This is a genomic window from Roseomonas sp. TF40 (assembly GCF_057219975.1).
The window spans coordinates 17191-38542 of sequence record NZ_JBXVVR010000010.1 but is presented as its reverse complement, the minus strand read 5'-3'; the positions used below and the strand labels follow the sequence as shown (position 1 = coordinate 38542).

At 72.0% G+C, this 21352-nt stretch carries 17 protein-coding genes; 2 read left to right on the top strand and 15 right to left on the bottom strand.

Translation table 11 applies throughout. The annotated features are described in order from the left end of the window. Positions 1-8: 8 nt before the first annotated feature. The 10 genes from glmM (AC2D9U_RS21995) to AC2D9U_RS21950 form a co-directional block, all read right to left on the bottom strand. Entirely contained in the window at positions 9-1418 is a 1410-nt protein-coding gene (gene glmM / locus AC2D9U_RS21995) for a phosphoglucosamine mutase (RefSeq protein WP_484753209.1), read from the bottom strand. Further along, positions 1415-1909 carry a hypothetical protein gene (locus AC2D9U_RS21990; RefSeq protein WP_484753207.1) on the bottom strand — a complete coding sequence of 165 codons (495 nt, stop codon included), beginning with the start codon at positions 1907-1909 and terminating at the stop codon, positions 1415-1417. The genes glmM (AC2D9U_RS21995) and AC2D9U_RS21990 overlap by 4 nt, the downstream gene beginning before the upstream one ends. After that, complete coding sequence (gene pgaC, locus AC2D9U_RS21985; RefSeq protein ID WP_484753205.1) at positions 1906-3168, bottom strand: poly-beta-1,6-N-acetyl-D-glucosamine synthase; 1263 nt, start codon at positions 3166-3168, stop codon at positions 1906-1908. Before pgaC ends, AC2D9U_RS21990 begins: the two co-directional genes overlap by 4 nt. 4 nt (positions 3169-3172) lie before the next feature. Beyond that, complete coding sequence (gene pgaB / locus AC2D9U_RS21980) at positions 3173-4879, bottom strand: poly-beta-1,6-N-acetyl-D-glucosamine N-deacetylase PgaB (RefSeq protein ID WP_484753203.1); 1707 nt, start codon at positions 4877-4879, stop codon at positions 3173-3175. Between the two features lie 5 nt (positions 4880-4884). After that, positions 4885-7629: a poly-beta-1,6 N-acetyl-D-glucosamine export porin PgaA gene (gene pgaA, locus AC2D9U_RS21975; protein WP_484753200.1), complete on the bottom strand. Its 2745-nt coding sequence runs from the start codon at positions 7627-7629 to the stop codon at positions 4885-4887. A gap of 269 nt (positions 7630-7898) precedes the next feature. Beyond that, positions 7899-9290, bottom strand: a complete 1392-nt coding sequence (gene glmM / locus AC2D9U_RS21970; RefSeq protein WP_484753196.1) for a phosphoglucosamine mutase — start codon at positions 9288-9290, stop codon at positions 7899-7901. 80 nt (positions 9291-9370) lie between these two features. Continuing rightward, the gene (locus tag AC2D9U_RS21965; RefSeq protein ID WP_484753194.1) at positions 9371-10090 is read right to left on the bottom strand and encodes an HAD-IA family hydrolase; all 720 of its coding nucleotides are present in this window, start codon (positions 10088-10090) and stop codon (positions 9371-9373) included. Positions 10091-10259: 169 nt separating this feature from the next. After that, positions 10260-10751 (bottom strand): Lrp/AsnC family transcriptional regulator, encoded by a 492-nt coding sequence (locus tag AC2D9U_RS21960; RefSeq protein WP_484753192.1) that lies wholly within the window; start codon positions 10749-10751, stop codon positions 10260-10262. A 66-nt stretch (positions 10752-10817) separates the two neighbouring features. Further along, complete coding sequence (locus AC2D9U_RS21955) at positions 10818-11744, bottom strand: 2-hydroxyacid dehydrogenase (RefSeq protein WP_484753190.1); 927 nt, start codon at positions 11742-11744, stop codon at positions 10818-10820. Then, positions 11744-12598, bottom strand: a complete 855-nt coding sequence (locus tag AC2D9U_RS21950) for a GNAT family N-acetyltransferase (RefSeq protein WP_484753187.1) — start codon at positions 12596-12598, stop codon at positions 11744-11746. Before AC2D9U_RS21950 ends, AC2D9U_RS21955 begins: the two co-directional genes overlap by 1 nt. 224 nt (positions 12599-12822) lie before the next feature. On the opposite strand from AC2D9U_RS21950, the gene AC2D9U_RS21945 reads away from it, so the two are divergent. Beyond that, positions 12823-13491 carry a haloacid dehalogenase type II gene (locus AC2D9U_RS21945; protein WP_484753185.1) on the top strand — a complete coding sequence of 223 codons (669 nt, stop codon included), beginning with the start codon at positions 12823-12825 and terminating at the stop codon, positions 13489-13491. Positions 13492-13498: 7 nt separating this feature from the next. Further along, the gene (locus AC2D9U_RS21940; RefSeq protein ID WP_484753182.1) at positions 13499-14776 is read left to right on the top strand and encodes an NAD(P)/FAD-dependent oxidoreductase; all 1278 of its coding nucleotides are present in this window, start codon (positions 13499-13501) and stop codon (positions 14774-14776) included. A 22-nt stretch (positions 14777-14798) separates the two neighbouring features. Here AC2D9U_RS21940 and AC2D9U_RS21935 read toward each other — a convergent pair whose 3' ends face one another. The 5 genes from AC2D9U_RS21935 to gabT are packed head-to-tail and all read right to left on the bottom strand — an operon-like array spanning position 14799 to position 21329. Next, positions 14799-16598, bottom strand: a complete 1800-nt coding sequence (locus tag AC2D9U_RS21935) for an ABC transporter ATP-binding protein (RefSeq protein ID WP_484753179.1) — start codon at positions 16596-16598, stop codon at positions 14799-14801. Then, positions 16598-17416: an ABC transporter permease gene (locus tag AC2D9U_RS21930; protein WP_484753177.1), complete on the bottom strand. Its 819-nt coding sequence runs from the start codon at positions 17414-17416 to the stop codon at positions 16598-16600. Before AC2D9U_RS21930 ends, AC2D9U_RS21935 begins: the two co-directional genes overlap by 1 nt. Continuing rightward, complete coding sequence (locus AC2D9U_RS21925; RefSeq protein WP_484753174.1) at positions 17413-18357, bottom strand: ABC transporter permease; 945 nt, start codon at positions 18355-18357, stop codon at positions 17413-17415. Before AC2D9U_RS21925 ends, AC2D9U_RS21930 begins: the two co-directional genes overlap by 4 nt. A gap of 18 nt (positions 18358-18375) precedes the next feature. Then, the gene (locus AC2D9U_RS21920; protein WP_484753170.1) at positions 18376-19983 is read right to left on the bottom strand and encodes an ABC transporter substrate-binding protein; all 1608 of its coding nucleotides are present in this window, start codon (positions 19981-19983) and stop codon (positions 18376-18378) included. Between the two features lie 53 nt (positions 19984-20036). Further along, positions 20037-21329, bottom strand: coding sequence for a 4-aminobutyrate--2-oxoglutarate transaminase (gabT, locus tag AC2D9U_RS21915; RefSeq protein ID WP_484753167.1), 1293 nt, complete (start codon positions 21327-21329; stop codon positions 20037-20039). Between the last annotated feature and the right edge of the window lie 23 nt (positions 21330-21352).

Sequence of the window (21352 nt, the reverse complement as noted above, 5' to 3'; positions counted from 1 at the left end):
GCGACTCCTCATGGATCCGGGGGGCTCTCTGCCGTGGCGGCCTGCGCGGCGATGCGCGCATCAAGGATTCGGGCCAGCAATTGCGCGGCCTCCGCCACCGGCGCGGCCGCCTCGCCCTCGGTCATCACGCGCAGCAGCGGGCCGGTGCCGCTCGGGCGCAGCAGCACGCGACCCTGCGGCCCCAGCATCGCCTGCGCCTGCGCCATCGCCGCCTGCACCTCGGCATCCTCCAGCGGCGCGGCCTGGCCGGCCGGCAGGGGCACGCTGCGCAGCGCCTGGGGCCGGGGCGTGAAGCGGTGGCACAACGCCGAGGCCGGGCGCCCCTCCTCCACCAGCACCGCGAGCACGGCCAGCGCCGCCCAGAGCGCGTCGGAGGTGGTGGCGACATCGCCCATGACGATGTTGCCCGAGGACTCACCGCCCAGGTTGCAGCCGGCCGCGCGCATCGCCGCCACCACCTGGCGGTCGCCCACCTCGGTGCGCAGCAGCCCCAGGCCGAGGGTGCGCAGATGGGCCTCCAGCGCCGCATTCGCCATCACCGTGGCCACCACCGCCCCGCCGGTGAGCCGCCCCTCGCGCTGCCAGGCCTCGGCCAGCAGGGCCAGGATCTGGTCGCCCGCGACATGGGCGCCCTGCTCATCGGCCAGCAGCAGGCGCGTGGCGTCGCCATCGAAGGCGATGCCGAGATCGGCGCGGCGTTCGCGCACCAGGGCGCCGAGCCGGTCGGGGGCGAGGGCATCCTCCTCGGCGTTGATGTTGTGGCCGTCCGGCGCCACGCCCATCGCCACCACCTCGGCGCCCAATTCGCGCAGCACCGTGGGCGCGACGCGCCAGCCCGCGCCATGCGCGCAATCCACGACAAGGCGCAGCCCGTTCAGGCTGCGCCCGCGCGGGAAGGCGGCCTTGGCGGCCTCGAGATAGCGGCCCGGCGCATCGATGATGCGGTTCGCCCGGCCCAGCCCCGCGGGCCCGACCTTGGGCGGGGCGGGCAGCCCGCCGGCGAGCCGCGCCTCGATCGCCGCTTCCTCGGCGTCGGAGAGTTTCTCGCCGCCGGGGCCGAAGACCTTCACGCCATTATGGTCCGCCGGGTTGTGCCCGGCCGAGATCATCACGCCGAAATCGGCGCGCAGGCTGCGCGTGAGCAGCGCCAGCGCCGGCGTGGGCAGGGTGCCGGCCAGCATCACATCCACACCCACGCCCACCAGCCCGGCAGTGAGCGCGGCTTCCAGCATCTCGCCCGACAGGCGTGTGTCGCGCGCGATCACGGCGCGCTTGCGCCCGCGCGGTGCGGAATCAGGGAAGTGCTGGCCCAGCGCCTGGCCGATCGCCAGCACCGTCGCGGCATCCATGGGCGCGCGGTTGACGGGCCCGCGGATGCCATCGGTGCCGAACAGGCGGGGCGGTGAGGGGGTGGTCATGGCGCGGCATCCGCCTGCTTGGGTTCGGGCGCCACGGCATGCATGCGCCCCTGGTTCACATGCACGATGGCGATGCGCATGTCGCGCCAGGCCAGCAGATCCGAGGACGCCGCGCCATGCCGCGCGGCCTCGCTCGGCGGGTCGAGCGGCAGGGGCATGGGCGGCGGGCGGGTCAGGCGCCGACGCAGCACCCAGACCAGCGCCCAGGCGCTGACCCAGAACATCAGCAGCCCCACCGCGATCCAATAGGCCCGCATGCGGCGCATGTGTTCGTGGAAATCCGGGGCGGGGAATTCGTCCGCGATGCCCAGGGCCTGCATCACCTCATGGCCGATGGTGACCAGCGCATTGCGGCAGAGCAGCGCCAGCAACAGCCACGCGCCCAGCGTCAGCGCGCGGTCGCGCCAGACCATCCAGCGCGGCTGCGCGGCGGCGGTGATCAGCGGCGGCCAGGGGGTGATGGGCGGCAGGCCCGGCAGAGGATGGCTCATCGGATCCCCCGGTCCGGGCTGACCCAGGTGGTCGCCGCGTTGCGCGGCTTGAGCGCGGCGCGCGGCAGCGCCACCGCCGTGGTCAGCGTCTGCAGCAGCCAGAAGATCAGCGGATACCAGATGATCCAGAACAGGCTGCCCAGCAGCCCGCGCTCATAGCGTCGCTCGATCGTCAGGCTGACCAGCGATTGCAGCAGGTAGGTGAGGGCGAGCGTCACGCCATACCATTGCGGAATCACGCCGAAGCCCGGGATCATCGGGAAGGGATCCAGCCCCACGCCCCGGAGCACGCCAACCAGCAGCGTCGCCAGCATGGCGTAGGCCCAGATCACGCTGACCACGTAGTTCAGGTAGACCGGCACCATCCCCGGCGCCTGGCCACGCAGCACCGGCATGAAGTAGTCGAGCATCATCTGCGAGCCGCCCTCGGCCCAGCGCAGGCGCTGCTTCCACAGGCCGCGCAGCGTCTCGGGCATCAGGATCCAGACGATGGCGTTGGGTTCGTACACCACGCGCCAGCCGGCCATCTGCACGCGCCAGGTCACGTCGATGTCGTCGGTCAGGGTGCGCGTGTTCCACCACCCCGCCTCGGCCAGAGCGCGCTTGCGGAAGGCGCAGATCACGCCCGAGACGGTGAACAGCCGGCCATAGGTCGCCTGGGTGCGCTTGATCAGCCCGATGATGGCGGAGAACTCGCCCACCTGCAGCCGGCCGAGGATGGAGGTGCGGTTGCGGATGCGCGGATTGCCCGTCAGCGCGCCGACGGTCGGGTTCTGGAACATCAGCGCGATCCAGCGCAGCGCGTGCGGATCCAGCAGCGCATCGCCGTCGATGCAGACGATGACCTCGTTCTTCGCCAGAAGCGCCCCGGCATTCATCGCCGTCGCCTTGCCCTGGTTCTTGGCCAGATGCACCACGCGCAGATTGGGGATGAGGGTGGCGAGTCGCTCGAGCTCGGCCGCGGTGTTGTCGCGGCTGCCATCGTTCACCGCGATGATCTCGAAATCCGGGTAGTCCGCGGCCGCCGCGGCGGCGAAGGTCTCGGCCGCGTTGTCCTCCTCGTTGTAGCAGGGGACGATGACGGAGATGCCCGGATAGTGCGCGAGCTTCGGCGGCTGGTCGGGCGGCGGCAGATGGCGCTCGCGATACAGCGCGTAGAAGATCCCCCCCACCATCCAGTACCAGGCCATGACGAAGGGGTAGCCGAAGCACAGCGCCGGCACGAAGAGCACGAAGGCGAGCAGCCATTCCATGATCATGGCGTCACGGCCGCAACGGGAAGCTGGCGGCGGAGAAGCCGGGCGCGCGCGCCGCGGCCTCGGCCAGCGCGGCCGGCCCATCGGCGCAATAGGCCAGCCCCGTCGCCCCGGCGCGCTGCGCGGTGGACAGCAGGCGCGGCCCCGGCGGCAGGTCGAGCAGCAGGCGGGAGCGGGCCTCGGGCGCGATCCAGCCGGCGGCGCGCAGGGAGGGCAGCAGGGGCGCGAGGGCGGTGGCCGGGCCCAGCCCCATCAGCACCCGATCCGCCGCCGGGGCGGGCCAGAAGCCGGGCTCGGGCGTGGCGGTGCTGGTGAGCATCAGCCGCAGCCCCGGCCGCAGCGCCTCGGCCTGCCGCGCCGCCCGCAGCGCGACCTGACCCTGCGGGTCCAGCGCCTCGGGCGAAAGGGCGTGGCGCCGCTGCCGCGTGGCCCAGGGCGAGGGGTCCTGCAAGCCGCCCGGCACCGCGGCGGCCAGGCCGCCCGCCCCTTCCAGCAGCAGCCCATCCGCCGGCGCGCGGCGCATCAGTTCCGCCACCAGCGCGGGGACGCGCGCCGCGCCCACCGTGGCGATGGCCTGGTCGATCGGCAGGCGCACATAGGCATCCGCCCCGCCGCGCGTGCGCAGCTGCCAGACGAGGCGGCTCAGCACGTCGGGGCCCTGCGCGGTGAAGGGCGTGGGATACCAGGCAGGACCCAGCAGGCCCTCGCGCCCCGGCGCATGCGCGTCGATGGCGATGATGTTGGCGCCGAGCCTGCGCACGGCCTCGATCGTCGCCCCCAGCGCCGCATCCTGCGCCGCCGCATCGCCGGCCGCGACGATGGCGCCCGGATCCAGGCAGACCAGCCGCAGCGCCGGTGGCGATTGCTCCTGGAAGCGCAGGTTGTCGACCAGCGCGGCGAGGTCCGGCGCCTGGCTCGGGTAGAAGCGCCCGATGGTCAGCGGCCGCTGCACATCGGCGGGCTCGGGGTCGAGCGTGATGGTGAAGCGGAAGCCCGCCGCCTGCGCGGCCTCCAGCGCCGGGCCTGAATAGCGCCCGAAGGGCCAGACCAGCGCGCGCGGGGCGCGGCCCAGCTCCCGCCGATGCGTCGCCACGGCGCGCCGCAGATCGGCTTCGACCCGCCGGCGCAGGGCAGCGTCATCCTCGTAGCGGCCGGTCTGCGGCGCATAGGCCCAGCTCGAGGCCGCGGGCGTCTGGTTGCCCTGCGGATTGGCCTGCACCGTGGTGTGCAGCGCATGGCTGTGGGAGGCGAATTCCACCAGGCCCGAGGCCTGCATCTCCCGCGCCTCGGCCCAGCTGATGAAGCGGCTGCGCGGCACGTCCTGGTCGCCATAGCGCACGACGCTGTCCGGCCCGCCCTCCATCCAGGTGCCGACCAGTGCGATGACGGCCGGGTAGCGATAGGCGAGCAGCAGCGGGTAGAGCCGCGTGTAGAAGCTGCGATAGCCATCGTCGAAGCTGAGCAGGATGGGCCGCGGCGGCAGCGCGCGCCGGCCCGCCCGCGCGGCCTCCAGATCGTCCAGCGAGACCGGCGTCCAGCCCTCCGCCTTCAGCCAGTCGAAGAAGGTCACCAGGGCGGAGGTGGTGATGGCGTCCGCGGTCAGTTCCTCACGCGTATCGGCGATGTCGTGCAGCCCGACGGCGACGAAGCGCTGTGCCGCGGCCGGGCCGGCCAGCAACGCCGCCAGCAGCACAGCGAGGAGGGTGCGGCGCATCGCGGTCACAGCCGTTGCGTCAAGGCGATGATGAGCGCGATGCCGCGCTCCACCTCGCCATCATAGATGCGCCGCGTGCCCTGGATGCCGTAGCGGAATTCGGTCAGCGGGTCGAAGCGCCAGCGATGCTCATAGCCCACCGTGCCGACCCAGCCCGTGCCATAGCCCTGCTGCGTGTAGCTGCCGGCATCGATGGTCAGGGCGTGCACGAAGGAATTCTCATACCGCCGCCACGCCACATGCTCGATCATCACCCCCGCCGTCGCGGTGAAATCGCTGCGCGGGGCGAAATAGGGGCCATCCTGGCGGCTGTTGGCGGAGGTGTAGAGATCGCCGCGTGCCGTCACGTCGAAATGCGGCAGGTCGATCACCAGCGCGCGCGCCTCGAGCCCCCCCGCGGTGCGGCGGTTGCCGTCCGAGAAGGGCTGATACGCCGCCGTGACGGCGAGCGAGAGCGATTCATCGCGCCGCCAGGTGACACGCCCGGCCACCTCGTCGCTGGTGATGCCGTAGCGCAGCGCGCGCAGCGGGCTCGAGGCGCTGAAGCGTTCCGCGCTCAGCCCGAAGCGCCAGGTGTCGAAGGGCTGCCAGTCCAGCGTCGCGCCCAGCCCGGGTTCGGAGAGCGTGCCGAAGGATTGCGTGGCATAGGCCGTGGCGCGGAATTGCGGCTGGCGATATTCCAGCCCCGCGCCGCCGCGATCGCGCTGCACCCGGCCTTCCGGCGGGTTCGACACGGCGTGGCCGAACAGCGCGAAGAGCCGGTAGTTCTCGCCGATCGGGGGCGAATAGAGCCGCGCCTCGGTCTCTCGCGTGTCGCCATTGGCGTTGCTGCCGCCGCCATCGCTGGTGCCGGGCCGGGCCTCGATCTCGAAGACGAAGCGGCGCTGCGCGTCGAGTTCCCGCGCCAGGCGCTGCACCGCGCGGTTCTCCGGCCAGATCGCGAGCAGGGCGGCGATGCGCACCTCGGCCTCGGCGAAGCGGAAGCGCGAGAGGGCCAGCTCCGCCTCGGCGATGCGTGCGCCCAGCGCGGCGGGGTTGAGGCCGACGGCGATCTCGGTCTCGGCGCCGGCCGCCCAGGGCCAGCCGCGCGCGCCCATGGCCGAGGCGGCGGCGAGGCGGAAATCCTGGTTGGCCGGGGCGGCGGCGGCCAGCGGGGAGATCCGCGCCCAGCCCTCCGCCACCTGGTCGGCATAGAGCCGCGCCTGGCCAGCGGTGAGCAGGGCGGAGGGGTAATCCGGGTTGGGGTAGCGGGTCGGGTCCTCGAGGAACCAGCGCCAGCCGGGCTGATCCGCCAGCGCGCGGTCCGCCATGGCGAAGGCGGTGCGGAAATCCTCCGCCTCCACCGCCGCGTAGAAGGCGCCGTTGCGCGCGGTGATGCTGCCGGGCTCGGCTTGCAGCACGGCGAGGTAGTCTTCCAGCGCGGCTTCGGGCCGGCGCAGGTAGAGCAGCGCATCGGCGCGCGCCTGGCGGACATAGCTGGGCAGGGCCCCCTCGGCGGCGAGCGCATCGGCCTCGGCCACCGCCTCGTCCATGCGTACCCGGTCGCGCAGCGCGACCACGCGATCCAGGCGCAATTGCCGGCGCAGCGCCGGGTCCGGGTTGCGGGCCAGGAGGGAATCGAGGTCGCGCAGCGCGCGGTCCGTGCCCTCGAAGCGGCGTTCGGGCTCGGGCGGGCGGACATCGGCCCCCCAGCGCACCCGCGCGGCCGCCTGCTCGGCGGCGAGCGGCAGGCGGCCCGCGCCCTCGGCCAGGGGCGGCGGGGCATCCACGATCGCCGCCGCGCCATGCGGCCCGCCCAGGCGGCGCAGCACCCGCGCGGTGCCGGCGCGGGCCTCCGCATGGGCGGGGGACAGGCGCGTGGCCTCGGCATAGGCCCGCAGCGCGGGGAAAGGCTGGCCCGCGCTCTCCGCCGCGTAGCCCTCGGCCAGCAGCCGATCCATCGGGCGCAGCCGGCGCCCGGCCGGCCCGGCCAGCAGGGCCAGCGCCTCCTGCGGCCGGCCCGCATCGGTCAGCACCAGGGCGAGCAGCGCCAGCCAGTCCGGCTCGCCCGGGAAGCGCCGCAACCCCTGCCGGGCCAGGGATTCGGCGCCGGCGAAGTCGCGCGCGTCGCGCAGCGCCCGCGTGCCGGCGGCCAGCGCATAGCTCGGCAAGGGCGGGCCGGGGGCCAGGGCGAGGGCGCCGGCCTCCTGATGCCGCCCGGCGGCGGCGAGCACCGCCACGAGGTCGCCGCGCACATCGGCATCATCGGGGTAGCTCGCCTGCAGGCGGCGGAGCGCGGCCACGGCTTCCTCGGTGCGCCCGGCGCGGGCGGCCAGCACCGCTTCCTCCCGCGGCGCATCGGCGGCGGATGCGATGCGCGCGCGGGCATAGGCCTCGGCATTGGCGCGCTCGGTCGCCGGGGCGGCCAGGGCGCGCGGCGTGCGCAGCACGGCGAGGGATTCGGCGGGGCGCCCGGCATCGGTCAGGATCAGTGCCAGCAGGATCGGCCAGACCGTTTCGTCGGGGAAACGGCGCTCGCCCTGCCGGGCCAGGGCCTCGGCCTGGTCCCAGCGGCGGGCATCGCGGGCGGCGCGGGTGGCGGCAAGCTGCGCATAGCTCGGCAAGGGCGCCGGGCCGAGCCGCGCCAGCACGGCCAGCGCCTCTTCCGGGCGACCATTCTGTTGCAGCAAGGTCATGAGGTCCGGGCCGGTGAGCGGGTCCGGCGAGCCGGCCTCGAACAGCCCGCGCAGCGTGGCGATGGCCTCTGCCACCCGCCCCGCCCGGGCTTCGAGGATCGCGGCCTCCCGCTCGGAGCCTGCGGTCTGTGCAAGCGCAACGCCCGGCGCCACCAGCCCCGCAATAATCAGTCCGATCCTCCCGGCGCGTGCCATCAAGGCCGCAACACTCCGTCCTCTCCCCGCAATTTCGAGCCTGATCCGAGGTTTAGGGGGGCGACAGGCGAAGCGCAACGAGCTTCTCCGCCGCGGCAAGCGTGACCGATGCGCTGAAGGATCGAACGGCGGAGGTCCGCAATGCCGGCTCAGGCAGGCAGGCCCGACTTGTGCACCGCCCCGGCCGCGGCGCGGGCACGGATCAGGCTGGCCAGCGCATCGACGGTGGCGTGCATCTGCGTCTCATCCTCGGCCTCCGCCATCACGCGGATCAGCGGCTCTGTGCCCGAGGCACGCACCAGCACCCGCCCCGCCTTGCCGAGCTTCGCCCCCGCTTCCTCGATGGCCCGCATCACCTCCGCATCGCCCATGGGCGACGCGCCCGCATAGCGCACATTCTCGATCCGCTGCGGCAGCGGCGTGAAGCGGCGGCAGACCTCGCTGGCCGGCCGCTTCTCCTCCACCAGCAGTGCGAGCACCTGCAGCGCGGCCACAAGCCCGTCACCGGTCGTGCCGATGTCGGAGAGGATCACATGGCCAGATTGCTCGCCGCCCAGGTTGCACCCGCTCTCGCGCATCCGCTCGCCCACATAGCGGTCGCCGACCTTGGTGCGATGCAATGCCAGCCCGAGCCCCGCCAGATACCGCTCCAGCCCGAGGTTGGACATCACGGTCGCCACCACGCCCCCGCCCGCGAGCCGGCCGCTGCGATGCCAGCACGCGGCGATGGTCGCCAGGATCTGGTCGCCATCGATCACCTGGCCAAGCTCATCCACCAGCGCCAGCCGGTCCGCATCGCCATCCAGCGCAATGCCCAGATCCGCGCGGCGCTCCCGCACCAATTCGGCAAGACGGCCCGGCGCGGTCGCACCGCAATCGCGGTTGATGTTGAAGCCGTCGGGGCTGACGCCGGTGCTGACCACCTCCGCGCCCAATTCCCACAGCACGGTGGGGGCGACCTTGTAGGCCGCGCCATGCGCGCAATCGACGGCGATGCGCAGGCCCTCCAGGCTCAGCCCCTTCGGGAAGCTCGCCTTCGCGGCCTCGATGTAGCGGCCCGGCGCGTCCTCCAGCCGGCTCGCGCGGCCGAGCTTCTGCGGGCGCACCAGCGATTCGGAGAGGTTCGGCGCCTCCATCAGCGCCTCGATCTCGGCCTCCTGCGCGTCCGACAGCTTGAGGCCATCGGGGCCGAACAGCTTGATGCCGTTATCCTCATAGGGGTTGTGGCTGGCCGAGATCATCACGCCGAGATCGGCGCGCAGGCTGCGGGTGAGCAGCGCGATGGCCGGCGTGGGCAGCGGACCCACGATCATCACATCCATGCCCGCGCCGATGAAGCCCGCGGTGAGTGCGGGCTCCAGCATGTAGCCCGACAGGCGCGTATCCTTGCCGATCACGACGCGGTGCCGATGCGTGCCGCGATTGAAGAACCTGCCGGCCGCCTGGCCGAGGCGCAGCGCCGTGCCGGCATCCATCGGCGGCGTATTCGCCTTGCCGCGAATGCCGTCCGTGCCGAAATGCTTGCGTGTGGGCTTGGTCATGCCGCGAAATTACGGCGCCTGCGCACCTGCGTCCATCGTCACGACGGACCCGCGCGGCCGCCCCGCGCGGCGGGCGCGGGTCAGTCCACCATCGTCAGCCGGCCGGCCTCCGCCAATTCGGCCAACTCGGCCAGCGTCGCGACATGGTAGTGCGGCACGGTCTGCCGGGCGGCGGTGATGGTGCCGCCCGAACCCGGCATGCCCTTGCGGCGCTCCACCCAGCAGACCGTGTAGCCGAGCTGCTTCGCCACGCCGATGTCGTGATACTGGCTCTGCGCGACATGCAGGATGTCGTCGCGCGTGAAGCCGTCGCGGCTCAGGCGGCCGCGGGTGAAGGCGAAATAGGCCGGGTCGGGCTTCTCGCACAGCGCCTCATCCACCGTCACCGTGTCATGGAAGGGATTGCCGAGCCGCGCAGCCATCAGATCGAGCGCCCAGCGCGCCGCATTGGTCATCGCCACCAGCCGGTAGCGCCGGCCCAGGCGTTGCAGTGCCGATACGGAATCGGCGAAGGGCGGCCAGTCGCGCGCCGATTGCGCGAAGCCCTGGGCGATCGCCGAATCCACCGGCAGGCCGAGCCCCGGCGCGATCTCGCCATAGACGCGCGCAAGATCGTCAGGGAAGCGCAGCGCCGCCTTCGACCCGCGCGCAAGGCGATAGGCATCGAGGATCGCGCCGTCGGGCAGCGCCGCTGGCGTGGCGCCGGTCGCCTGGCGCAGATAGGCGAGCAGCCCGGCCTCGAAATCGATGATCGTGCCGACGACGTCGAAGGTCAGCACCTTCGGCTCCCGCGCTTGCATGGCGTTGTCCCCTTCGCTGTTCCGCACGGGCCCATGCTGCAACGGGGCGCGCGGCAGCACGCGGGCGAATGCCGGGCCGGCGCAGCGATTCCTGCCGTGGTGCCGGGTGGGAACGGAAGCTTCGACGGTCTCTCCAGGGCACCATCCGTCCGAGAGGACGGATCGTGCTCTAACGGTCGAAGAACTTCTCCAGCGGGTAGCGGCGCTTCACGAAGACCGACTTGATGACGACGTAGCTGAAGTACTTCTCGATGCCGATGTTGCGCGCCAGCAGCTCCTCGATGATGTCCTGGTAGTGCTGCAGGCCGCGCGTGAGGAACTTCAGCATGTAGTCATAGCCGCCGGAGACGAGGTGGCATTCCAGCACCTCGTCCACCGCATGGATCGCCGTCTCGAAGCGGGAGAAATCCTGCTTACGGTGGTCGGCGAGCGTCACCTCGGTGAAGATCGAGGTGGTGTCGCCCAGCTTGCGCAGCTGGATCTCCGCGCCGTAGCCGGTGATGTAGCCGGCCTTCTCCAGCCGCTTCACGCGCACGAGGCAGGGGCTGGCGGAAAGCCCCACCGCATCGGCGAGCTCGACATTCGTCACCCGCGCATTCTTCTGCAACTGCGTGAGGATGCGCAGGTCGATGCGATCGAGCTTGGGCAGGCCGTCGGTCATCCCGGTAAGCTCCCTGTCCGCGTCACGGTAGATTCTGCCGTCCTGCGCCGCAAGCGGCTTGCAGGGTCAATAGCCGCGCGCGCGATCGACCAGCCCCAGCATCGGCTCGCCCCGCCCATGCCGGTCGAGATTGGCCAGCACCGCCGCCACCGCCGTCTCGGGCTGGGTCATGCTGGCCACATGCGGGCTCAGCCAGATGCGCGGATGGGACCAGAAGGGGTGGCCCGGCGGCAATGGCTCAGGGTCGGCCACATCGAGGATGGCGGCGCAGAGATGGCCGCTCTCCAGCGCCGCCAGCAGATCCTGCTGCACCAGGTGGCCGCCGCGCCCGGCATTGACCAGCGCCGCGCCGGGCGGGAGTTGCGCGAGCAGCGCCCGGTCGAGGATGCCGCGCGTCTGCGCCGTGAGCGGCAGCAGGCAGACCAGGATGTCGCAGCCGGCGAGGAAGCCCGGCAGCGCCGCCGCCCCCGCATGGCAGGCCACGCCCGGCAGGTCGCCGCCCGAGCGGCTCCAGCCCGACAGCGAGAAGCCGAAGGGGGCGAGGGCGCCGAGCACGGCGCGGCCAAGCTCGCCCAGCCCGAGCACGCCCACGCGCCGCGCCGATGCCGGGCGCACGCGGATCGGTCGCCAGGACTCCGCGCGCTGCTGCGCCAGATAGGCCGGCATGTCCCGGTGCAGCGCGAGCACCGACATGGTCACGTATTCGACCATGCCGCCGATGATGCCCGGCTCCACCATGCGCACCACCGGCAGCCCCGGCGGCAGGGCGGCGAGATCGAACTGGTCCACCCCCGCACCGACCGAGAACAGCACTTCGAGATTCGGGAAGCGCGCCATGAGGTCATCGGGCGGCAGCCAGGCGGCGAGGTAGCGCACAGCGGCCGGGTCGCCGGTCTCGGGCCAGATGTGGAAGGGCAGGCCGGGCCGCTGCGCCGCGAACAGCGCCGCCCATTCCGCCCCGCGCCGCGGATCGGCCTTGTAGAGGAAGGCCATCAGCCCAGCGCCTGGCTGATCAGCCCGAAGGCGCGCACGGCGGCCGGGGGCGGCGGCGTGCCGCGCGCCATGCGCGTCACCACATCCACCTCCGGCAGCCCCGCCGCCGCCAGCCAGGGGGAGAGCGCGCTGTCATCCGTGACGTCGATGCGCAGGAAGGCACCCTGCCGCTGGCCCAGCCAATGCGCGACGAGCAGCCGCGCCGCATCCTGGTCCGGCGCCACGACGGGGCCGATCACCTGGCCGCGGCCGAAGCGGCGCAGCATGGCGAAGCCGCTGGCCACGCCGTCGCGGTCGAGCACGATCGCCTCGGCCTCCGCCAGCAGCGTGGCGATGGCCAGGCCGCGCGCCATGCCGGTGGCGGCCGCATCCAGTCGTTCCAGCACCGCAAGGTCGGCACGCCCGGCGGGGCGCAGCCGCTCGCCGGGCCGGGGCGGCACGAAGCCGGGGCTGAAGGCCGCGCCCTGGTGCTGGCGGATGGTCGCGACCGGCGCGAAGCCGAAGCTGCGGTAGAGCGGCTCGCCGGCCGGGGTGGCGTGCAGCTGGATGCCGCGCGGGCCGAGTTGCGCCACGGCGGCCTCCATCAGCCGCCGGCCGAAGCCACGCCCCTGCAGGCCGGGCGTGACGATCACCATGCCGAGCGCGCCCCATTCCGCCCCGAGCGGCCAGCTCATCGCCGTGCCGACAAGCCGGCCGCCGATCTCGAGCGCGATGCCCTCGCCCAGCGACAGCGCGAAGGCCCAGTCCTCCTGACGGTGCGGCCAGGCGACGGCCTGCGACAACGCCTGCGCCTCGGGCAGGTCCGCCGGCTGCAGCACCCGCATGATCGGCTGTGTCGCGGGCTTGGCCTTCATCCTCATCCTCCGTCCAGCCGCCGCAGACTGGACCCGCGCGCGAAGCATGGTGTCCCGAAGTTCGGGGCGCGCGCGGGATTTTCCACCATGCGGCGCAGCCGCGCAGCCGCTGCCGCGGCGATGCGGACAAACAGCACGATCTGCCACGCGCCGCCGCACGCAGCGCCTTCCCTGCGCCGCCCGCGCGCCTAGCATGGCGGTGCAGAGCCCAGGGAGTGCATGCCGTGTCCGAGCTTCGGCCCAAATTCGTCACCTTCGACTGCTATGGCACGCTGACCTGGTTCCAGGTTGGCGAGGTCACGCGCGGGCTGATGGCGGACCGCGTGCCGGCCACGGCCATGGATGCCTTCCTCAAGGATTTCGGCTGGTACCGCTTCGATGAGGTGCTCGGCGCCTGGAAGCCCTATGTCGATGTGCTGAAGGCCTCGCTGGAGCGCACCTGCCGCAAGCATGGCGTCCCTTTCCGCGAGGCCGATGGCCAGGCGCTCTATGAGGCCGTGCCCGGCTGGGGCCCGCATGCGGACGTGCCGGCGCCGCTGCGCCGCGTCGCCGCGCGCATCCCGCTGGTGATCCTCTCCAACGCCTCGGACGACCAGATCCTGAAGAATGTCGCGCTGCTGGAAGCACCCTTCCACAAGGTGTTCACGGCGCAGCAGGCGCAGGCCTACAAGCCGCGCATGCAGGCCTTCGAATACATGTTCGATATGCTCGGCTGCGGACCGCAGGATGTGCTGCATGTCTCGGCCAGCTATCGCTACGACCTGATCCCCGCCTACGGGCTGGGCGTGCAGCACATGCTCTACGTCAATCGCGGCTATGAGCCCGAGATTCCCCATTGCGGCGCGCACCAGGCGCGCACCATCGAGGGGCTCGCGCAGCTGCTGGGCGTGTGAGGGCGCCATGAAGCTCGCCTCCTACTGGCTCGAGACCATGACGCCCTTCGCCGGCGCGGCCGAAGGGCCGGTTGAGGGACGCGCGGATGTCGTCGTCATCGGCGGCGGCTTCACGGGCCTCTCCGCGGCGCTGGCGCTGGCGCGGCGCGGCGCCTCGGTGGTGGTGCTCGAGGCCGGGCGCGTCGCCGCCGGCGCCTCGGGCCGCAATGGCGGGCATGTCAACAACGGCACCTCGCACGATTATGCGGGCCTGGCCGCGGCACTCGGCGCCGAGCAGGCCCGCGCGCTCTACCACGCCTTCGACGCGGCGGTGGACACGGTGGAGCGCATCGTGCGGGAGGAGCAGATCCAGTGCGACTTCCGCCGCGGCGGCAAGATCAAGCTCGCCGCCAAGCCCGCGCATTACGACAAGATCGCCCGCAGCTTCGAGATCCTGCACCGCGACTGCGACCCCGAGACGGAGCTGGTGCCACGCGCGCGCATCCGCGAGGAGATCGGCTCGGACGCGTTCTTCGGCGGGCTGCTCTATCGCAAGAGCGCGATGATGCACATGGGCCGCTTCGGCGCGGGCCTGGCCGATGCCGCCGCGCGCGCCGGCGCGCGCATCTTCGAGAACGCCCCGGTCACCGCCCTCACGCGTCGCGCGGGCCATGCGCACAGCGTCACCACGCCGCGCGGGACGATCGAGGCCGCGCAGGTGCTGGTGGCCACGGGGCCGAGCCGCGAGGGGCCCTTCGCCTGGTTCCGCCGCCGTATCATCCCTGTCGGCAGCTTCATCGTGGTGACCGAGCAGCTGAGCCCGGCGCAGCTCGACAGCATCATGCCGACGCGGCGCACCGCCACGACCTCGAAGTACATCGGCAACTACTTCCGCATCGCGCCCGATGACCGGCTGATCTGGGGCGGGCGGGCGCGCTTCGCCGTCTCCAACCCCACCGAGGATGCGAAGAGCGGGGCGGTGCTGCGCGCGCAGCTCGCCGCCACCTTTCCGCAGCTCGGCGATGTGCGGCTCGACTATTGCTGGGGCGGGCTGGTGGACATGACCGAGGATCGCCTGCCGCGCGCGGGCGAGCATGAGGGGCTGTTCTACGCCATGGGCCTGTCCGGGCATGGCGCGCAGATGTCCGTGCATCTCGGCCAGCAGATGGCGCGCGTGATGGCAGGCGACGCGGCGGCGAATCCCTTCGGCGCGCTGCCCTGGAACGCCATCACCTTCAACTACGGCACGCCGTGGTTCCTGCCGCTGGTGGGCGCCTGGTACGGTCTCAAGGACCGGCTGGAATAGCCGCGGCTGGCGCGCTCTGCGTTCATTCGAACGCGGCTTGCGCCAGCAGCTCCGCCTCCGTGCGGTGGCAGAGGATCTCGGCCCCCTTCGCAAGGCTGCGGCGCGGTGGCGGCGTGCGGTCGCAGGTGCCGGGAATCGAGAGGGCGCAACGGTCGAAGAAGGCGCAGGCCGGCTTCGGCCCCCTGCCCGGCTCCGGTCCGCGCACGCTGCCGCGCGCCTCCAGCCAGCCCTGGCGCAGCTCGGGCACCGAGGAGATCAGCAGCCCCGTATAGGGATGCCACGGCGCCTCGCGGATGCTGCGCCGCGAGCCGCTTTCCACGCGCTCCCCGGCGTAGAGCACCATGATGTCGTCGCACACCGCGCGCACCGTGTGCAGGTCGTGGCTGATGAACATGGTGGACAGGCCGAGCTCGCGCCGCAGCCCGTCCATCAGATCGAGGATCGCGGCCCCCACCACCGTGTCGAGCGCGGAGGTGACCTCGTCACACAGGATGAGGTCGGGCTCGGCGGCGAGCGCGCGCGCCAGGTTCACGCGCTGCTTCTGCCCGCCGGAGAGCTCGCCCGGCTGGCGATCGATGACGCTGGCGGGAAGCTGCACGAGGTCGAGCAGCCGGCGCACGCGGCGATCGCGCTCCTCGCCCGTCGCGCCATGGAAGAAGGTGATCGGCCGGCCGAGGATGGCGCCGATGGCCTGGCGCGGGTTGAGCGCCGTGTCGGCGCTCTGGAACACCAGCTGGATGCGGCGGAGTTGCGCGGGGCTGCGGCCGCGCAGATCGGCCGGCAGCACCGCGCCGTCGAGCCGCACCTCGCCCTTCGCCGCCGGCAGCAGCCCGGCGATGACGCGCGCGAGCGTGCTCTTGCCGCTGCCCGATTCGCCGATGACGCCGAGCGAGGCGCCGCGCGGGATGGTGAAGTCGAGGGTCTTCAGCACCGGCAGGGCGGGTTCGCCATCGGCGCCGATGCGGCCATAGCCGGCGGTGAGGCCACGCACCTCGAGCAGCGTCTCGCGCGCCGGCGCACCATCAGCCCCGCGCGGCACCGGCGCGGCGGCAGCCAGCAGGCTCTGCGTGTAGGGGTGGCGCGGCGCGGTCAGGATCTCGCCAGTCGGGCCGATCTCCTGCATCTCGCCGTCGCGCAGCACGAGGATGCGGTCGGCCATCTGCGCCACGACGGCGAGGTCGTGCGAGACATAGACGGCGCTGCGCCCGCTCTCCTTCACCACTGCCTTGAAGGCGCGCAGCACCTCGATCTGCGTCGTGACATCGAGCGCGGTGGTGGGTTCGTCCAGCACCACCAGCTCGGGCTCGGCGATCAGCGCCATCGCCGCCATCAGCCGCTGCAACTGCCCGCCCGAGACCTGGTGCGGATAGCGCGCGCCGATGCGCTCGGGATCGGGCAGCGCGAGCGCGCGGAACAGCGCGATGGCGCGCTGCTGCGCCTCGGCGCGGTCCGCCACGCCGTGCAGCAGCGCCATCTCCGTCACCTGCGCCATCACGGTGCGCGAAGGATTGAAGGACGCCGCCGCACTCTGCGCGACATAGGAAACGCGCCGGCCACGGAAGTCACGCAGCGCGCGCGGCGAGAGCGCGAGCACATCCGTGCCGCCGAGCCTGATCGACCCGCCGGCGATGCGGCAGCCCGGCCGCGCATAGCCGAGCAGCGAGAGCGCGATGGTGGTCTTGCCCGAGCCCGATTCCCCGATGAGGGCGAGCACTTCGCCCTTCTCCAGCGTGAAGCTCGCGCCGCGCACGATGGGCACTTCCACGCCGGCCGCGTTGCGCGCGCGCACCTCGAGGTCGCGCACCTCAAGCTGTGGCGCCATCAGCCGCCCCCGCCGCGGCGCACGCCGCCGAGCGCATCGATGGTCAGGTTCACGCCGATGGTGAGCGAGGCGATGGCGAAGGCGGGCATCAGCACGGCGGGCGCGGCCTCATGCAGCCCGGCCATGTTCTCGCGCACCAGCGAACCCCAATCCGCGTTCGGCGGCTGCACGCCCAGGCCGAGGAAGCTCATGCCCGCCAGCAGCAGCACGATGTAGACGAAGCGCAGGCCGAAATCGGCCAGCACGGGGCCGATGATGTTGGGCAGGATCTCCGCCCGCACGAGGTAGAGCGTGCCCTCGCCGCGCGCCCGCGCGACGATCACGAAATCCTGCGCCGCCACGCTGACGGCGATCGAGCGCGCGATGCGATAGGCGCCGGGCGTGTAGATGACGCCCGCCATCAGGACCAGCACCGGGACGGAGGAGCCGAAGGCGGCCACGACGACGAGGGCGAACATCTTGCTCGGTATTGAGATCAGCGTGTCGAGCAAGCGGCTGACCGCCGCATCCACCGCGCCGCCCCAGATCGCGGCGCACATGCCGAGCAGAAGCCCGCTGCCGCTGGCGATCAGCGCGGCGAGCAGGGCGACTCCTACCGTGAAGCGCGTGCCGTGCAGCACGCGGCTGAACATGTCGCGTCCGAGATAGTCGGTGCCGAAGGGGAACTCGGCGCTGATGGGCAGGAAGACCTCCATGTCCACGATCGCGCCGGCGTCGTGCGGTGCGATCGACGGGCCGAGGATGGCCGCCACCACCCAGCAGCCGACGAGAAACAGCCCCAGCATCCCCGACAGGCTCAGGCCGCGCAGCGTCCTCATGGGTGGCGAAGCCTCGGGTTGGACAGGATGGCGCAGATGTCGGCGGTGGTGACCAGCACCAGGTAGGCGGCGCAGAACAGCATCGCGCAGGCCTGCACCAGCGGCAGGTCGCGCTGCGCCACCGCATCGACCATCAGCTTGGCGACGCCCGGGTAGTTGAAGATCACCTCGACGATGATCACGCCGCCGAGCAGGTAGGACAGGCTGAGCGCCATCGCATTGGCGATCGGCCCGACGGCATTGGGCAGGGCATGGCGCACCACGGCGCGCAGCGGCCCCACGCCCTTGAGCACCGCCATCTCGACATAGGGCGCGCTCAGCTGGTCGATGATCGCGGCCCGTGTCATGCGGACCATCTGCGCGGTGATCACGCAGCACAGGGTGAAGACGGGCAGCGCGAAGACACGCAGGAACTGCCCGACGGAGTCGATGTCCCGCGCCGAGGACAGCGCCGAGACCCAGTTGAGCTGCACCGCGAAGACGATCACCGCAGCGGTCGCCACCAGGAATTCCGGCACTGCGACGAAGGACAGCGTCAGCATGCTCACGGTCCGGTCGTACAGCGTTCCGCGGAACATCGCCGCGCTGATCCCGACGAGCAGAGCGACCGGCACCGCGATCGCCGTGGTGGCCGCCGCCAGCAGCAGCGAGTTCGGCAGGCGGGAGCCGATCAGGCGCGCCACGGGGACGTTGTTCGCGAGCGAGCGCCCGAAATCGCCTGTCAACAGCCCAGAGAGCCAGTTGAGGTAACGGACATGCCCGGGCAGATCGAGCCCGAGTTCCGCGCGCAGCCCCGCCACCGTCTCCGGCGTGCCGTACTGGCCGAGCAGCTCGTCCGCCGCATCGCCCGGCAGCAGGCTGGTGATCGCGAAGATCGCCAGCGAAACTGCCAGCAGCGACACGCCGGCCAGCGCGATGCGGGCGGCGACCAGCTTCAGCACGGGCGCCGCCCCTCCATCTCAGGCGTCCAGCCAGACATGCTGGGCGAAGTCGAAGCCCATCAGGTTGCCGACCGGGATCGCGCCCAAGCCCTTCAGGCGATCGGAATGCGCATCGAGCATGCTGGAGAAAAGCGGGATGCCGATGCCGCTCTCGTTGTGGATCATGACCTGCATGTCGGCGTACATCTGCCGCCGCTTCGCCTCATCCGTCTCGCCGCGCGCGGCGAGCAGGAGCTGGTCGAACTGCGGCTTGCGCCAGGCGCTCTCGTTCCAGGCCGCGTCGGACTTGAAGAACAGCGAGAGCAGGATGTCGGCCGAGGGGCGCGGGTTGATCGCCCCGAAGCTGAGTGGATGCTTGAACCAGTGGTTCGACCAGTAGCCATCCGCCGGCACGCGACGCACTTCGAGGTTCATGCCGATGCGCTGGCCCGCCTGCTGCAGCATCTGCGCCATGTCCACCGAGTTCGGCGCGGCCGGGCCGCAGACCATCGGCAGGGCGGTGTTGCCCACGCCGGATCGCTGGAAGTGGAAGCGCGCGCGGTCGGGGTCGAAGGGCCGCTGCGGCAGCCCGGGGAAGAAGAACCGGTTGCCGGGGTCGATCGGCTGGTCGTTGCCGACCACGCCGAAGTTGCGCAGGATCGCCGTGCGCATCTGGTTGCGGTCGAACAGGTACTTCATCGCCAGCACGAAGTCCGGGTTGCTCCCCGGCGCCTGGTCGAGGCGCATGATCAGGTTGGTGTAATAGCCCGACTTCGTCTCGAACACCGAGTGGCCCGGGGCCTGCTGGATCCGCCGCACGGAGCGCGGATCGACGCCCGAGGTCAGTTGCACGTCACCCGACAGCAGCGCGTTGATGCGCGCCTGCTCATCAGGGATGCCGATGAACTCGACCTCCTCCAGATATGGGCGGTTCTCCCGCCAGTAGTTCGGGTTCCTGACCGAGATCGAGCGCACGCCCGGCTGGAATTCCCGGCAGGTGAAGGGGCCGGTGCCGATGCCCTTGCTGAAGTCGGTCGTGCCCGCCTGCACGATGTGGAAGTGGAAGGTCGCGAGCACCACGGGCAGGTCGGCGTTCGGTGCCTCGAGCGTGATGCGGACCTCGCGCGGGCCGGTCGCCACGATCTCCGTCATCTGCATCGCGAGCGACCTCGCGCGCGAGGCGGTGGCCGGATCCTTGTGCCGGTTGAGCGAGAAGACGACATCCTCCGCCGTCAGCGGCTTGCCGTCGTGGAAGGTGACGCCGCTGCGCAGCCGGAAGGTCCAGACGGTCGCGTTGCGCTGATTCCAGGATTCCGCGAGCGCCGGCTGCGGCGTCAGCGTGCTGTCGAAGACGACGAGCCCGTTGTAGAACATGTTGCAGCGCGCATAGTCGGTGGAGAGCGACTGCTTCGCCGGGTCGAGCGTATCGGCGGTGGAGGTCGAGGTGCCGGAGACGCGGATGCGCCCGCCGCGCCGCGGCACCTGCGCCGCGGCCTCGCGCGCCGAGCCCACCACCATGCCCGCAGCGGCGCTGGCCATGCCACCCGCGGCCAGCATGCCCATGAGGTCGCGCCGCGAGGCGCCGCGTCGGATCGCCTCCTGCAGCCGCGCATCGCCCCGTATCAGCTTGTCGTTCTCGCCTGTCATCCCTGCCTCCTTGTCGTTCTGCGCCGAAGGGGCGCTGCCTTGCATTCTTCCCGTCAGGGCGCCGCGCGCGTCAGGGCACGGTCGAGCATCGCGAGCCCTTCCTCGAGCTGCGCCCCGGTCGTGACCAGCGGCGCAAGGAAGCGGATCACGTTGCGGTGGATGCCGCATTTGATCACCAGCAGCCCCTCCTGGCGCGCGGAATCGATGATGCGCTGCGCAAGATCGGCATCCGGCCGGCGCGAGGCACGATCCGACACGATCTCGATCGCCAGCATGAAGCCCAGCCCGCGCACGTCGCCGATCACCGGGTGGCGCTGTTGCAGCGCCTCGAGCCCCGCGCGCAGCTGCGCCCCCAGCATCTCGGCGCGTTCCAGCAGCCCGTCCTGCGCGAAGGCGTCGAGCACGCCCAGCGCCGCCGCGCAGGCCAGCGCATTGCCGCCATAGGTGCCGCCGAGGCCGCCCGGCGCGGGCGCATCCATCAGCGCCGCCCGCCCCACCACGCCCGACAGTGGCAACCCGCCGGCGAGGCTCTTCGCCACCGTCACGAGATCCGGGACGATGCCGGCATGTTCGAAGGCGAAGAGCCGCCCGGTGCGGCCGAAGCCGCTCTGGATCTCGTCCAGGATCAGCACGATGCCGTGGCGCCGCGCCAGCGCCTGCAAGGCCTGCAGGAAGGCGGGGGAGGCCGGCAGGAAGCCGCCATCGCCCTGCACGGGCTCGACCAGGATCGCCGCCACGCGGTCGGGCGCGACCTCGGTCGCGAAGAGATCCTCGAGCGCGGCCAGGGCCTGCGCGTCGTCGGGGCCGCGATAGGCGTTGGGAAAGGGCGTGTGGAAGATCTCCGGCGCGAAGGGGCCGAAATTCTGCCGATAGGGCGCGCTCATGCCGGTCAGCGTGGTGCCGAGCAGCGTGCGGCCGTGGAAGCCGCCGCGAAAGGCGATGACCGCCGGGCGGTTGGTGGTGGCGCGGGCGATCTTCACCGCATTCTCCACCGCCTCCGCCCCCGAGGTGAAGAAGGCCGCCTTGTAGTCGGCATCGCCGCCGACGAGGCGAGACAGGCGCGCGGCGAGATCGACATAGCCGGGGTAGCTCGCGACCTGGAAGGCGGCATGGGTGATGCGGCCGAGCTGCGCCTGCACCGCGGCGACCACGCGCGGATGGTTGTGGCCGAGGTTGAGCACGCCGATCCCGCCGACGAAATCGAGGTAGCGGCGGCCCTCCACATCCCAGGCCTCGGCGCCGGCGGCGCGCTCCAGCGTGATCGGATGCGCGGTCAGCACGCCGCGGGGCACGTGGCGGGCGCGGGCCTCGGCCAGCATCGTGGTCCTGTCGCGCGTCTCGAGCATCCTGGTCGATCCTGCTGCCTGCG

Coding starts and splice junctions, on each gene's coding strand:
- AC2D9U_RS21990 (WP_484753207.1), bottom strand. CDS start 1,909: ATGAGCCATCCTCTGCCGGGCCTGCCGCCCATCACCCCCTGGCCGCCG.
- AC2D9U_RS21940 (WP_484753182.1), top strand. CDS start 13,499: ATGAAGCTCGCCTCCTACTGGCTCGAGACCATGACGCCCTTCGCCGGC.
- pgaB (WP_484753203.1), bottom strand. CDS start 4,879: ATGCGCCGCACCCTCCTCGCTGTGCTGCTGGCGGCGTTGCTGGCCGGC.
- AC2D9U_RS21950 (WP_484753187.1), bottom strand. CDS start 12,598: ATGAAGGCCAAGCCCGCGACACAGCCGATCATGCGGGTGCTGCAGCCG.
- gabT (WP_484753167.1), bottom strand. CDS start 21,329: ATGCTCGAGACGCGCGACAGGACCACGATGCTGGCCGAGGCCCGCGCC.
- glmM (WP_484753209.1), bottom strand. CDS start 1,418: ATGACCACCCCCTCACCGCCCCGCCTGTTCGGCACCGATGGCATCCGC.
- AC2D9U_RS21960 (WP_484753192.1), bottom strand. CDS start 10,751: ATGACCGACGGCCTGCCCAAGCTCGATCGCATCGACCTGCGCATCCTC.
- pgaC (WP_484753205.1), bottom strand. CDS start 3,168: ATGATCATGGAATGGCTGCTCGCCTTCGTGCTCTTCGTGCCGGCGCTG.
- AC2D9U_RS21935 (WP_484753179.1), bottom strand. CDS start 16,598: ATGGCGCCACAGCTTGAGGTGCGCGACCTCGAGGTGCGCGCGCGCAAC.
- AC2D9U_RS21920 (WP_484753170.1), bottom strand. CDS start 19,983: ATGACAGGCGAGAACGACAAGCTGATACGGGGCGATGCGCGGCTGCAG.
- AC2D9U_RS21965 (WP_484753194.1), bottom strand. CDS start 10,090: ATGCAAGCGCGGGAGCCGAAGGTGCTGACCTTCGACGTCGTCGGCACG.
- AC2D9U_RS21955 (WP_484753190.1), bottom strand. CDS start 11,744: ATGGCCTTCCTCTACAAGGCCGATCCGCGGCGCGGGGCGGAATGGGCG.
- glmM (WP_484753196.1), bottom strand. CDS start 9,290: ATGACCAAGCCCACACGCAAGCATTTCGGCACGGACGGCATTCGCGGC.
- AC2D9U_RS21930 (WP_484753177.1), bottom strand. CDS start 17,416: ATGAGGACGCTGCGCGGCCTGAGCCTGTCGGGGATGCTGGGGCTGTTT.